The organism is Neisseria subflava (genome assembly GCF_024205705.1).
GTDB lineage: Bacteria > Pseudomonadota > Gammaproteobacteria > Burkholderiales > Neisseriaceae > Neisseria > Neisseria subflava_D.
The window spans coordinates 2,270,820-2,284,238 of record NZ_CP073115.1 but is presented as its reverse complement, the minus strand read 5'-3'; the positions used below and the strand labels follow the sequence as shown (position 1 = coordinate 2,284,238).

Annotated in this window: 10 protein-coding genes and 1 tRNA gene; all 11 read left to right on the top strand. The window is 45.7% G+C overall.

Going from position 1 to position 13,419, the window contains the following annotated elements; genetic code table 11:
• The first annotated feature begins 6 nt into the window (after window positions 1–6).
• Window positions 7–82, top strand: a tRNA-Trp gene (locus KCG54_RS11070).
• 131 nt (window positions 83–213) lie between these two features.
• Complete coding sequence (secE, locus tag KCG54_RS11065) at window positions 214–489, top strand: preprotein translocase subunit SecE (protein ID WP_003680696.1); 276 nt, start codon at window positions 214–216, stop codon at window positions 487–489.
• A 2-nt stretch (window positions 490–491) separates the two neighbouring features.
• Complete coding sequence (gene nusG / locus KCG54_RS11060; RefSeq protein ID WP_003680697.1) at window positions 492–1,025, top strand: transcription termination/antitermination protein NusG; 534 nt, start codon at window positions 492–494, stop codon at window positions 1,023–1,025.
• A 104-nt stretch (window positions 1,026–1,129) separates the two neighbouring features.
• Window positions 1,130–1,564 (top strand): 50S ribosomal protein L11, encoded by a 435-nt coding sequence (gene rplK, locus KCG54_RS11055; RefSeq protein WP_002220151.1) that lies wholly within the window; start codon window positions 1,130–1,132, stop codon window positions 1,562–1,564.
• The gene (gene rplA, locus KCG54_RS11050) at window positions 1,564–2,259 is read left to right on the top strand and encodes a 50S ribosomal protein L1 (RefSeq protein ID WP_254324187.1); all 696 of its coding nucleotides are present in this window, start codon (window positions 1,564–1,566) and stop codon (window positions 2,257–2,259) included. The genes rplK and rplA overlap by 1 nt, the downstream gene beginning before the upstream one ends.
• Window positions 2,260–2,482: 223 nt before the next feature.
• Window positions 2,483–2,983 carry a 50S ribosomal protein L10 gene (gene rplJ, locus KCG54_RS11045; protein ID WP_070711968.1) on the top strand — a complete coding sequence of 167 codons (501 nt, stop codon included), beginning with the start codon at window positions 2,483–2,485 and terminating at the stop codon, window positions 2,981–2,983.
• A 58-nt stretch (window positions 2,984–3,041) separates the two neighbouring features.
• Window positions 3,042–3,413, top strand: coding sequence for a 50S ribosomal protein L7/L12 (gene rplL, locus KCG54_RS11040; RefSeq protein ID WP_003677916.1), 372 nt, complete (start codon window positions 3,042–3,044; stop codon window positions 3,411–3,413).
• A 189-nt stretch (window positions 3,414–3,602) separates the two neighbouring features.
• Entirely contained in the window at window positions 3,603–7,781 is a 4,179-nt protein-coding gene (gene rpoB / locus KCG54_RS11035) for a DNA-directed RNA polymerase subunit beta (RefSeq protein WP_254324186.1), read from the top strand.
• Between the two features lie 156 nt (window positions 7,782–7,937).
• Window positions 7,938–12,113, top strand: coding sequence for a DNA-directed RNA polymerase subunit beta' (gene rpoC, locus KCG54_RS11030; RefSeq protein WP_254324185.1), 4,176 nt, complete (start codon window positions 7,938–7,940; stop codon window positions 12,111–12,113).
• A 331-nt stretch (window positions 12,114–12,444) separates the two neighbouring features.
• Window positions 12,445–12,816, top strand: coding sequence for a 30S ribosomal protein S12 (gene rpsL, locus KCG54_RS11025; RefSeq protein ID WP_002218431.1), 372 nt, complete (start codon window positions 12,445–12,447; stop codon window positions 12,814–12,816).
• A 117-nt stretch (window positions 12,817–12,933) separates the two neighbouring features.
• The gene (gene rpsG, locus KCG54_RS11020) at window positions 12,934–13,404 is read left to right on the top strand and encodes a 30S ribosomal protein S7 (protein WP_002240962.1); all 471 of its coding nucleotides are present in this window, start codon (window positions 12,934–12,936) and stop codon (window positions 13,402–13,404) included.
• Window positions 13,405–13,419: the final 15 nt, after the last annotated feature.

The following is a 13,419-nucleotide window of genomic DNA, read 5'->3' as shown; positions in this document are numbered from 1 at the left end:
GTTTAGAGGCCAATAGCTCAATTGGTAGAGTATCGGTCTCCAAAACCGAGGGTTGGGGGTTCGAGACCCTCTTGGCCTGCCAAATAAAAAATTAACCGGCCTTGTGCCGGTTAATTTTTTTGTACTTAAGTTTTAAGATTATTTGGAATTAATTAATGGATCAATGCCACTATCTAAAATGAAGGCGGGTGGGGTATTGATAAGTGAGTAAAGATGACAGAACATCCGTCTGGACGCAAAGAAGACCATCAGAAAAAGGAAGTTGTGGTAAGTAATAAGCCGGCTCCTGAAAAGAAAGAAGGTCTGTTTGCATATTTTAAGAGCTCTTGGACTGAGTTTAAGAAGGTAGTTTGGCCGAGTCGTGATGAAGCGGTCAAAATGACTGTATTTGTGATTATCTTCGTTGCAGTTTTAGCAGCCTTCATTTATGCGGCAGATACAATTATTTCATGGTTGTTTTTTGATGTTTTATTAAATAGGAAAGGGTAAAGATGTCAAAGCGTTGGTATGTGGTACAGGCCTATTCCGGTTTCGAGAAAAATGTTCAAAAAACATTGAAAGAGCGTATTGCTCGTGAAAACATGGAAGAATATTTCGGTCAGATTCTCGTTCCTGTAGAGGAAGTGGTAGATATCAAGAATGGTCGAAAAACCATCAGTGAGCGTAAATTCTATCCAGGCTATGTGTTGGTTGAAATGGAAATGACTGATGATTCATGGCACTTGGTTAAGAGTACCCCTCGAGTAAATGGTTTTGTAGGAGGTAGCGGAAATCGCCCAATCCCAATTTCTCAAAAAGATGCAGATGCTATTTTGCAACAAGCCAAAACAGGTGTTGAGAAGCCAAAACCAAAAGTTGAATTTGAAGTGGGTCAGCAGGTTCGTGTGAATGAAGGTCCATTTGCTGATTTCAATGGGATTGTTGATGAGGTTAACTACGAGCGTAATAGACTGCGTGTTTCAGTTCAGATTTTTGGTCGTGAAACACCGGTTGAATTAGAGTTCGGTCAGGTTGAAAAGATTTAAGTGGTTTAATTCGCTTGAAAAATTTTTTTTAAGCGGATATAATCGCAAATTCTGTTTGGGAAGCGGAATGGTTCCGCGTTATACCCGTTTTTAGGAGTCCTTAAGTGGCAAAGAAAATTATCGGCTACATCAAACTGCAAATTCCTGCAGGTAAAGCCAATCCATCTCCCCCAGTTGGTCCTGCTTTGGGTCAACGTGGTTTGAATATCATGGAATTCTGTAAAGCATTTAATGCTGCAACCCAAGGTATGGAACCTGGTTTGCCAATTCCAGTTGTTATTACTGCATTTGCAGATAAATCATTTACTTTTGTGATGAAAACTCCTCCAGCTTCTATCTTGTTGAAAAAAGCTGCTGGTCTGCAAAAAGGTAGTTCTAATCCTCTGACTAATAAAGTGGGTAAATTGACCCGCGCTCAGTTGGAAGAAATTGCTAAAACTAAAGAGCCTGATTTGACTGCTGCTGACCTGGATGCGGCTGTTCGCACTATCGCCGGCTCTGCTCGCTCAATGGGCTTGGACGTGGAGGGTGTTGTATAATGGCTAAAGTATCTAAACGCTTGAAAGCTCTGCGCTCTTCTGTTGAAGCTAACAAACTGTACGCAATCGACGAAGCAATTGCTTTGGTTAAAAAAGCTGCTACTGCTAAATTTGACGAGTCTGTTGACGTATCTTTCAACCTGGGTGTTGATCCTCGTAAATCTGACCAAGTTATTCGTGGTTCAGTCGTTCTGCCTAAAGGTACCGGTAAAACAACTCGCGTAGCTGTGTTTACTCAAGGTGCAAATGCAGATGCTGCTAAAGAAGCTGGTGCAGATATTGTCGGTTTTGAAGATCTGGCCGCTGAAATCAAAGCTGGTAACCTGAACTTTGACGTTGTTATTGCTTCTCCTGATGCAATGCGTATCGTTGGTCAATTGGGTACCATCTTGGGTCCTCGTGGCCTGATGCCAAACCCTAAAGTAGGTACTGTTACTCCTAACGTTGCTGAAGCAGTTAAAAATGCAAAAGCAGGTCAAGTACAATACCGTACAGATAAAGCCGGTATCGTTCACGCAACGATCGGTCGTGCTTCTTTCGCTGAAGCTGACTTGAAAGAAAACTTCAATGCGTTGCTGGATGCTATCGTTAAAGCCAAACCTGCTGCTGCTAAAGGCCAGTACCTGAAAAAAGTTGCTATATCCAGCACTATGGGTTTGGGTGTTCGCGTTGATACTGCAAGCGTGAGCAACTAAGAAATTTTCAGGTGATCCGGTTGTCTGGATTGCCTGAATTTGGGCTACTTAAAATTAAGTAGATGTCCAAGACCGTAGGGATCGTAAGATTTAATCGTAACTGCCCTACGCAGACGGTAGTCCTGAAACACATTGCAAGATTGCTTGTAAGATGTCTTTTTAGGTTACCGCGCTGGTGGGATATCATTTCGATATCCTGTTTATAAACAGTGGGAGGTAGACCTTGAGTCTCAATATTGAAACCAAGAAAGTGGCCGTAGAGGAAATTAGCGCAGCAATTGCTAACGCTCAAACTCTCGTAGTCGCTGAATATCGCGGTATCAGTGTTTCCAGCATGACTGAGCTTCGTGCAAATGCACGTAAAGAAGGCGTTTACTTGCGCGTTCTGAAAAATACTCTGGCTCGTCGCGCAGTAGAGGGTACTTCATTCGCAGATTTGGCCGATCAAATGGTTGGTCCATTGGTTTATGCTGCTTCTGAAGATGCTGTTGCTGCTGCTAAAGTGCTGCACCAATTCGCGAAAAAAGATGACAAAATTATCATTAAAGCCGGTTCTTACAATGGCGAAGTAATGGATGCTGCTCAGGTTGCTGAGTTGGCTTCTATTCCAAGCCGCGAAGAGCTGTTGTCCAAACTGTTGTTCGTTATGCAAGCTCCTGTATCAGGCTTTGCACGTGGTTTGGCTGCTTTGGCAGAGAAAAAAGCTGGCGAAGAAGCCGCTTAATCGATTTTGTTTCATTTAATCAATTATTTTTTAATACAATATTTGGAGTATAAATAGCATGGCTATTACTAAAGAAGACATTTTGGAAGCCGTTGGTTCTTTGACCGTAATGGAATTGAACGACCTGGTTAAAGCTTTTGAAGAAAAATTTGGCGTTTCTGCTGCTGCAGTTGCAGTTGCAGGCCCTGCAGGTGCTGGTGCAGCTGCTGCTGAAGAAAAAACTGAATTCGACGTAGTATTGGCTTCTGCCGGTGATCAAAAAGTTGGCGTGATTAAAGTTGTCCGCGCTATCACTGGTCTGGGTCTGAAAGAAGCTAAAGACATCGTTGACGGTGCACCTAAAACTCTGAAAGAAGGTGTTTCTAAAGCTGAAGCTGAAGACATCCAAAAACAACTGGAAGAAGCCGGCGCTAAAGTCGAAATCAAATAATTTGATGCTTCCTATGAAGGCTGGCAGTTTTCTGCCAGCCTTATTTTGCTTCTTAAAATAAGCATCAGACATTGTTTACATTTATTTGCATAGTCTTGATAAGATCATTGCAAATAAATGTAAATATCAGGTTGATGCATGCCGTTGTTTCAGACGGCCTATTATTTAAAATTGCTTTTCGGAGTGTATATGAGCTATTCGTTTACCGAGAAAAAACGTATCCGTAAGAGTTTTGCAAAGCGAGAGAATGTCTTAGATGTTCCTTTCCTGCTGGCAACCCAAATTGATTCTTATGCGAAATTTTTGCAGCTGGAAAATGCTTTTGACCAACGCACTGATGATGGTCTGCAAGCGGCATTTAATTCTATTTTCCCGATTGTGAGCCATAACGGTTATGCGCGATTGGAGTTTGTACATTACACATTGGGCGAGCCTTTGTTCGATATTCCTGAATGTCAATTGCGCGGCATTACTTATGCGGCGCCATTGCGTGCCCGTATCCGTTTGGTGATTTTAGATAAAGAAGCATCTAAGCCGACTGTAAAAGAAGTTCGTGAAAACGAAGTATATATGGGCGAAATCCCATTGATGACGCCAAGTGGCTCTTTTGTCATCAATGGTACTGAGCGTGTGATTGTTTCCCAGCTGCACCGTTCTCCTGGCGTGTTCTTTGAGCATGACCGTGGTAAAACACATTCTTCCGGTAAGTTGTTGTTCTCTGCTCGTATTATTCCTTACCGTGGTTCATGGTTGGATTTCGAATTTGATCCAAAAGATTTGCTGTATTTCCGTATCGACCGTCGCCGTAAAATGCCGGTTACGATTTTGTTGAAAGCTTTGGGCTACAACAATGAACAAATCTTGGATATTTTCTACGACAAAGAAACTTTCTATTTGTCTTCAAACGGTGTCCAAACTGATCTGGTTGCAGGCCGTCTGAAAGGTGAAACTGCCAAAGTTGACATCTTGGATAAAGAAGGCAATGTACTGGTTGCCAAAGGTAAACGCATTACTGCGAAAAATATCCGTGATATTACCAATGCAGGCTTGACTCGTTTGAATGTAGAGCCAGAAAGCTTGATAGGCAAAGCATTGGCTGCTGACCTGATTGATCCGGAAACCGGTGAAGTATTGGCTTCTGCTAACGATGAAATTACAGAAGAACTGTTGGCCAAACTTGATATCCATGGTGTAAAAGAAATTACGACCCTTTATATCAATGAATTGGATCAAGGTGGTTACATCTCCAGCACTCTGCGTACAGACGAAACTGCTGATCAGCAAGCTGCACGCGTAGCGATTTACCGCATGATGCGTCCTGGCGAACCACCTACCGAAGAAGCTGTTGAGCAACTCTTCAACCGCTTGTTCTTCAGTGAAGACAGCTATGATTTGTCTCGCGTAGGCCGTATGAAATTTAATACGCGCACATACGAGCAAAAATTGTCTGAAGCACAACAAAACTCTTGGTATGGCCGTTTGTTGAATGAGACTTTGGCCGGCGCATCCGAAAAAGGTGGTTACGTTCTGAGCGTTGAAGACATCGTTGCTTCCATTGCTACATTGGTTGAACTGCGTAACGGTCATGGCGAAGTAGACGATATTGACCATTTGGGTAATCGTCGTGTTCGTTCTGTGGGTGAGTTGACTGAAAACCAATTCCGCAGCGGTTTGGCTCGTGTAGAACGTGCAGTTAAAGAGCGTTTGAACCAAGCAGAATCTGAGAACTTGATGCCGCATGACTTGATCAATGCGAAACCTGTTTCTGCCGCGATTAAAGAATTCTTCGGCTCTAGCCAATTGAGCCAATTTATGGATCAGACCAACCCATTGTCTGAAGTTACCCATAAACGCCGTGTATCTGCATTGGGCCCGGGCGGTTTGACTCGCGAACGTGCCGGCTTTGAGGTGCGAGACGTACACCCGACCCACTATGGCCGTGTATGTCCTATTGAAACACCTGAGGGTCCAAACATTGGTTTGATCAACTCATTGTCCGTTTATGCGCGTACTAATGATTATGGTTTCTTGGAAACCCCTTACCGCCGTGTTGTCGATGGTAAAGTAACTGAAGAAATCGACTACTTGTCTGCTATCGAAGAAGGTCGTTATGTGATTGCACAGGCGAATGCCGATTTGGACAAAGAAGGTAATTTGATTGGCGACTTGGTTACTTGTCGTGAAAAAGGCGAAACCATTATGGCAACGCCTGACCGCGTTCAATATATGGACGTGGCAACCGGTCAAGTAGTATCTGTTGCAGCATCTCTGATTCCATTCTTGGAACATGATGACGCGAACCGTGCATTGATGGGTGCCAACATGCAACGTCAGGCCGTACCGTGCCTGCGCCCTGAAAAACCAATGGTTGGTACCGGTATCGAGCGCTCTGTTGCCGTTGACTCTGCAACTGCAATCGTTGCCCGCCGCGGTGGTGTGGTTGAGTATGTAGATGCCAACCGCGTTGTGGTTCGTGTTCATGATGATGAAGCGACTGCTGGTGAAGTGGGTGTCGATATTTACAACTTGGTTAAATTCACCCGTTCCAACCAATCTACCAACATCAACCAACGTCCGGCCGTAAAAGCAGGCGATGTGTTGCAACGTGGTGACTTGGTGGCTGACGGTGCATCTACCGACTTGGGCGAGTTGGCTTTGGGTCAAAACATGACCATCGCCTTCATGCCATGGAACGGTTACAACTACGAAGACTCGATTCTGATTTCAGAAAAAGTGGCTGCAGACGACCGCTATACTTCGATTCACATTGAAGAGCTGAACGTTGTCGCACGTGACACTAAACTGGGTGCGGAAGACATTACCCGCGATATTCCGAACTTGTCTGAGCGTATGCAAAACCGTTTGGATGAATCCGGTATCGTATACATCGGTGCAGAAGTAGAAGCTGGTGACGTCTTGGTAGGTAAAGTAACACCTAAAGGCGAAACCCAACTGACTCCAGAAGAAAAACTGCTGCGTGCCATCTTCGGTGAAAAAGCGTCTGACGTAAAAGATACTTCATTGCGTATGCCTACCGGCATGAGCGGTACCGTTATCGACGTTCAAGTCTTCACTCGTGAAGGTATCCAACGCGACAAACGTGCTCAATCCATTATTGATTCTGAATTGAAACGTTACCGTCAAGATTTGGGCGATCAATTGCGTATTTTCGATAATGACGCATTCGACCGTATCGAACGTATGATTGTGGGTCAAAAAGCCAATGGTGGTCCGATGAAGCTGGCTAAAGGCAGCGAAATCACTACCGAATATTTGGCAAGTCTGTCCAGCAAACATGATTGGTTTGACATCCGTCTGGCTGACGAAGATTTGGCCAAACAGTTGGAACTGATTAAATTGAGCCTACAACAAAAACGCGAAGAAGCGGATGAGTTGTATGAGATCAAGAAGAAAAAACTGACCCAAGGCGACGAGCTGCAACCGGGCGTACAAAAAATGGTGAAAGTATTTATCGCCATCAAACGTCGTCTGCAAGCCGGTGACAAAATGGCGGGTCGCCACGGTAACAAAGGCGTGGTATCACGCATTCTGCCAGTGGAAGACATGCCTTACATGGCTGACGGCCGTCCGGTAGACATCGTACTGAACCCGTTGGGCGTACCTTCCCGTATGAACATCGGTCAGATTTTGGAAGTTCACTTGGGTTGGGCGGCAAAAGGTATCGGCGAACGCATCGACCGTATGCTGAAAGAGCAACGCAAAGCCAGCGAGCTGCGTGAATTTTTGAACAAACTCTACAACGGTAGCGGTAAGAAAGAAGATTTAGACAGCCTGACAGATGAAGAAATCATCGAATTGGCTTCTAACCTGCGCAAAGGTGCATCTTTCGCCTCTCCTGTATTCGACGGCGCGAAAGAGTCTGAAATCCGCGAAATGTTGAACTTGGCTTACCCAAGCGAAGATCCTGAGGTTGAGAAACTGGGCTTCAACGACAGTAAAACTCAAATCACGCTGTATGACGGCCGTTCAGGCGAAGCATTTGACCGTAAGGTTACAGTCGGTGTGATGCACTATCTGAAACTGCACCACTTGGTTGACGAAAAAATGCACGCCCGTTCTACCGGTCCATACAGTCTGGTTACCCAGCAGCCTCTGGGCGGTAAAGCTCAGTTCGGGGGCCAACGTTTCGGTGAGATGGAGGTTTGGGCATTGGAAGCATACGGCGCGGCATATACGCTGCAAGAGATGCTGACTGTGAAGTCTGATGACGTGAACGGCCGTACCAAAATGTACGAAAACATCGTCAAAGGCGAACACAAAATCGATGCCGGTATGCCTGAATCCTTCAACGTATTGGTTAAAGAGATTCGCTCACTGGGCTTGGATATCGATTTGGAACGCTACTAAACAGAAGTTTTCAGACGGCCTTTTAAGGTCGTCTGAAAAAGCGGTTTCAGAATAAGAATGAAGCAATCGGCATTTAGGCCGTCTGAAATCAAAAGTACCGTTTCCCAATATCGAAAATCCGCCATGCGGTAAAAATACTTCCTTCAAGGAGCAAAAATGAATTTGTTGAACTTATTTAATCCGTTGCAAACTGCCGGCATGGAAGAAGAGTTTGATGCCATCAAAATCGGTATTGCCTCTCCCGAAACCATCCGCTCATGGTCTTATGGCGAAGTTAAAAAACCTGAAACCATCAACTACCGTACGTTCAAACCTGAGCGCGACGGTTTGTTCTGCGCCAAAATCTTTGGCCCGGTCAAAGACTATGAATGTTTGTGCGGTAAATACAAACGCTTGAAATTTAAAGGCGTAACCTGTGAAAAATGTGGCGTAGAAGTTACCCTTTCCAAAGTACGCCGCGAACGCATGGGCCACATTGAATTGGCAGCACCAGTTGCCCACATTTGGTTCTTGAAATCCCTGCCTTCCCGCTTGGGTATGGTATTGGACATGACTTTGCGCGATATCGAACGCGTATTGTACTTTGAAGCATTTGTGGTAACCGATCCCGGTATGACTACGTTGCAACGTCGTCAATTGCTGACTGAAGACGATTACTACAACAAACTGGACGAATACGGCGATGACTTCGATGCCAAAATGGGTGCAGAAGGTATCCGTGAATTGCTGCGCACCTTGGATATTACCGGCGAAATCGAAATCCTGCGTCAAGAGCTGGAATCTACCGGTTCTGACACCAAAATTAAAAAAATTGCCAAACGTTTGAAAGTATTGGAAGCCTTTCACCGTTCCGGTATGAAACTGGAATGGATGATTATGGATGTGCTGCCGGTATTGCCGCCTGATTTGCGTCCGTTGGTTCCATTGGATGGTGGTCGTTTTGCCACTTCCGATTTGAACGATTTGTACCGCCGCGTTATCAACCGTAACAACCGTCTGAAACGTCTGTTGGAACTGCATGCGCCTGACATCATCGTTCGTAACGAAAAACGTATGTTGCAAGAAGCGGTTGATTCCCTGTTGGATAACGGCCGTCGAGGTAAAGCCATGACCGGTGCCAACAAACGCCCGCTGAAATCATTGGCTGACATGATTAAAGGTAAAGGCGGCCGCTTCCGTCAAAACCTGCTGGGTAAACGTGTGGACTACTCTGGTCGTTCCGTGATTACCGTAGGCCCATACCTGCGTCTGCACCAATGTGGTCTGCCGAAAAAAATGGCGTTGGAACTGTTCAAACCATTTATTTTCCACAAATTGGAAAAACAAGGTTTGGCTTCTACCGTTAAAGCTGCGAAAAAATTGGTAGAGCAAGAGGTGCCTGAAGTATGGGATATCTTGGAAGAAGTCATCCGCGAACATCCGATTATGTTGAACCGTGCGCCAACCCTGCACCGTTTGGGTATTCAAGCGTTTGAACCTATCCTGATTGAAGGTAAAGCGATTCAGTTGCACCCATTGGTGTGTGCCGCATTTAACGCCGACTTTGACGGTGACCAAATGGCTGTACACGTTCCATTGAGCTTGGAAGCACAAATGGAAGCACGCACGCTGATGCTGGCTTCAAACAACGTATTGTCTCCAGCCAACGGCGAACCAATCATCGTACCTTCTCAAGATATCGTATTGGGTTTGTACTACATGACCCGCGACCGTATCAATGCCAAAGGCGAAGGCAGCCTGTTTGCCGATGTGAAAGAAGTACATCGTGCATACCATACCAAACAGGTTGAACTGGGTACGAAAATTACCGTACGTCTGCGCGAATGGGTGAAAAACGAAGCAGGTGAGTTTGAGCCTGTTGTTAACCGTTATGAAACAACCGTCGGCCGTGCATTGTTGAGCGAAATCTTGCCTAAAGGCCTGCCGTTCGAGTACATCAACAAAGCGCTGAAGAAAAAAGAAATTTCTAAACTGATTAACGCATCATTCCGTCTGTGCGGCTTGCGTGATACAGTTATTTTCGCCGACCACTTGATGTATACCGGTTTCGGTTTTGCGGCTAAAGGCGGTATTTCCATTGCGGTTGACGATATGGAAATTCCGAAAGAAAAAGCAGCCTTGCTGGCCGAGGCTAATGCCGAAGTTAAAGAAATCGAAGACCAATACCGTCAAGGTTTGGTAACCAACGGCGAACGTTACAACAAAGTGGTCGATATTTGGGGTCGTGCCGGCGATAAGATCGCTAAAGCGATGATGGACAACCTGTCCAAACAAAAAGTCATCGACCGTGACGGCAACGAAGTTGATCAAGAGTCCTTCAACTCTATTTACATGATGGCCGACTCTGGTGCCCGTGGTTCTGCGGCTCAGATTAAACAGTTGTCCGGTATGCGTGGTTTGATGGCAAAACCTGACGGCTCCATTATTGAAACGCCTATTACCTCTAACTTCCGTGAAGGTCTGACCGTATTGCAATACTTTATTGCGACCCACGGTGCGCGTAAGGGTTTGGCGGATACCGCGTTGAAAACTGCAAACTCCGGTTACTTGACCCGTCGTTTAGTAGACGTAACACAAGACTTGGTGGTTGTTGAAGACGATTGCGGTACTTCAGACGGCTTTGTCATGAAAGCAGTAGTACAAGGCGGTGACGTAATTGAAGCGTTGCGCGATCGTATTTTAGGCCGCGTTACTGCTTCTGATGTTGTCGATCCTTCAACAGGAGAAACATTGGTTGAGGCAGGTACACTGCTGACTGAGAAATTAGTTGATATCATTGACCAATCTGGTGTTGACGAGGTTAAAGTCCGTACGCCAATTACTTGTAAAACCCGTCATGGTTTGTGTGCACACTGTTATGGCCGCGACTTGGCGCGCGGTAAACTGGTTAACGCTGGTGAAGCTGTAGGTGTAATTGCTGCACAATCTATTGGTGAGCCAGGTACTCAGCTGACCATGCGTACGTTCCACATCGGTGGTGCGGCATCTCGTGCGGCTGCTGCCAGCCAAGTGGAAGCCAAATCCAATGGTACAGCTCGTTTCAGCAGCCAAATGCGTTACGTTGCCAACAACAAAGGCGAATTGGTTGTCATTGGCCGCTCTTGTGAAGTAGTGATTCACGACGATATCGGTCGCGAACGTGAACGTCACAAAGTACCTTATGGTGCAATCCTGCTGGTACAAGATGGCGAAGCCATTAAAGCCGGTCAAACTTTGGCAACTTGGGATCCGCATACCCGTCCGATGATTACCGAACACGCAGGTATGGTGAAATTCGAGAACGTGGAAGAGGGTGTTACCGTTGCGAAACAAACTGACGATGTAACCGGTTTGTCTACTCTGGTAGTGATTGACGGCAAACGTCGTTCTTCTAGTGCTTCTAAACTGTTGCGTCCGACTGTCAAACTGTTGGATGAAAATGGTCTGGAAATTTGCATTCCTGGTACGACTACCCCAGTTTCTATGGCATTCCCGGTCGGTGCGGTGATTACCATCCGTGAAGGTCAGGAAGTCGGTAAGGGCGATGTGTTGGCGCGTATTCCACAAGCGTCTTCTAAAACCCGCGATATTACCGGTGGTCTGCCACGCGTAGCCGAATTGTTTGAAGCACGCGTGCCGAAAGATGCAGGTATGTTGGCTGAAATTACCGGTACCGTTTCCTTCGGTAAAGAAACCAAAGGTAAACAGCGTCTGATTATTACCGACGTAGACGGTGTAGCATACGAAACCCTGATTTCTAAAGAGAAACAGATTTTGGTACACGATGGTCAAGTGGTAAACCGTGGTGAAACCATCGTAGACGGTGCCGTAGATCCACACGACATTCTGCGCCTGCAAGGTATCGAAGCATTGGCTCGCTACATTGTTCAAGAGGTGCAAGAGGTTTACCGCCTGCAAGGTGTGAAGATTTCCGATAAACACATCGAAGTCATCATCCGTCAAATGCTGCGTCGAGTGAACATTGTTGATTCCGGTGATACAGAGTTCATTACCGGTGAGCAAGTTGAGCGTGGCGATGTGATGCTTGCCAATGAAAAAGCCATGGCTGAAGACAAAGAGCCTGCACGTTATGAAAACGTGTTGCTGGGTATTACCAAAGCTTCCTTGTCTACAGACAGCTTCATTTCTGCGGCATCGTTCCAAGAAACAACACGCGTCTTGACAGAGGCCGCTATTATGGGCAAACAAGACGAGCTGCGCGGTTTGAAAGAGAACGTGATTGTCGGTCGTTTGATTCCTGCCGGTACAGGTTTGACCTATCACCGCAGCCGTCATCAACAATGGCAGCAAGCTGATCAAGAAACTTCTGAAACCGAAGCTTCAGACGAATAATCCCTCGGGATTATTGTGAAAATAAAACCGCAAGCCAGTCTTGCGGTTTTATTTTTTAGAGGACATAAAAGAGGGTGGAGTTTAAGGCCGTCTGAATAAATAAGGAAAGCAATGAAGAAAAAATAAGTAGAGAACCAAATTGCGGACTTGTTTAAAATGCCAAAGGCCGTCTGAATGTTTCAGACGGCCTTTGTTTCTAAAATTTAGACATAAATTGGAAAACACCAAACTTTATCAGTCATTTGCTTGACTAAACCCTTGCAATAAAAATATAATTCCAATCTTGTCGACATGGTGTCGGCAAGTATTTAACTCAACAGGACGAGAAAATATGCCAACTATTAACCAATTGGTACGCAAAGGCCGTCAAAAGCCTGTGTACGTAAACAAAGTGCCTGCACTGGAAGCTTGCCCGCAAAAACGTGGCGTGTGCACCCGTGTATACACAACTACCCCTAAAAAACCTAACTCTGCATTGCGTAAAGTATGTAAAGTTCGCCTGACCAACGGTTTTGAAGTAATTTCATACATCGGCGGTGAAGGCCACAACCTGCAGGAGCACAGCGTCGTATTGATTCGCGGCGGTCGTGTAAAAGACTTGCCAGGTGTACGTTACCACACTGTACGCGGTTCTTTGGATACTGCAGGTGTTAAAGACCGTAAACAAGCCCGTTCTAAATACGGTGCTAAGCGTCCTAAATAATTATCGGGACTCAAATAGGCACGTCGGCCGCCTAAGCTGAACAACGGCCGAGTAAGTGAATACTTAATTAGGTATTCATGGGAATAGACCCAACTGAATAGACTAAAGGAAATTAAAATGCCAAGACGTAGAGAAGTCCCTAAGCGCGACGTACTGCCAGATCCTAAATTCGGCAGCGTTGAGCTGACTAAATTCATGAACGTATTGATGATTGACGGTAAAAAATCTGTTGCAGAACGTATCGTTTACGGTGCTCTGGAGCAAATTGAGAAAAAAACCGGCAAAGTAGCAATCGAAGTATTTAACGAAGCCATTGCAAACGCCAAACCTATCGTGGAAGTGAAAAGCCGCCGTGTAGGTGGTGCAAACTACCAAGTTCCTGTTGAAGTTCGTCCTTCACGTCGTCTGGCCTTGGCAATGCGCTGGGTTCGCGATGCGGCCCGTAAACGTGGTGAGAAATCTATGGACCTGCGTTTGGCAGGTGAATTGATTGATGCGGCTGAAGGTCGTGGTGGTGCGTTGAAAAAACGTGAAGAAGTACACCGCATGGCTGAAGCAAACAAAGCATTCTCTCACTTCCGTTTCTAATATCGAAAGGCTAAC

Excerpts from the sequence above, each read along its gene's own strand:
- rpoC (WP_254324185.1), top strand. The coding sequence starts at position 7,938 with ATGAATTTGTTGAACTTATTTAATCCGTTGCAAACTGCCGGCATGGAA.
- nusG (WP_003680697.1), top strand. The coding sequence starts at position 492 with ATGTCAAAGCGTTGGTATGTGGTACAGGCCTATTCCGGTTTCGAGAAA.
- rplA (WP_254324187.1), top strand. The coding sequence starts at position 1,564 with ATGGCTAAAGTATCTAAACGCTTGAAAGCTCTGCGCTCTTCTGTTGAA.
- secE (WP_003680696.1), top strand. The coding sequence starts at position 214 with ATGACAGAACATCCGTCTGGACGCAAAGAAGACCATCAGAAAAAGGAA.
- rpsL (WP_002218431.1), top strand. The coding sequence starts at position 12,445 with ATGCCAACTATTAACCAATTGGTACGCAAAGGCCGTCAAAAGCCTGTG.
- rpoB (WP_254324186.1), top strand. The coding sequence starts at position 3,603 with ATGAGCTATTCGTTTACCGAGAAAAAACGTATCCGTAAGAGTTTTGCA.
- rpsG (WP_002240962.1), top strand. The coding sequence starts at position 12,934 with ATGCCAAGACGTAGAGAAGTCCCTAAGCGCGACGTACTGCCAGATCCT.
- rplL (WP_003677916.1), top strand. The coding sequence starts at position 3,042 with ATGGCTATTACTAAAGAAGACATTTTGGAAGCCGTTGGTTCTTTGACC.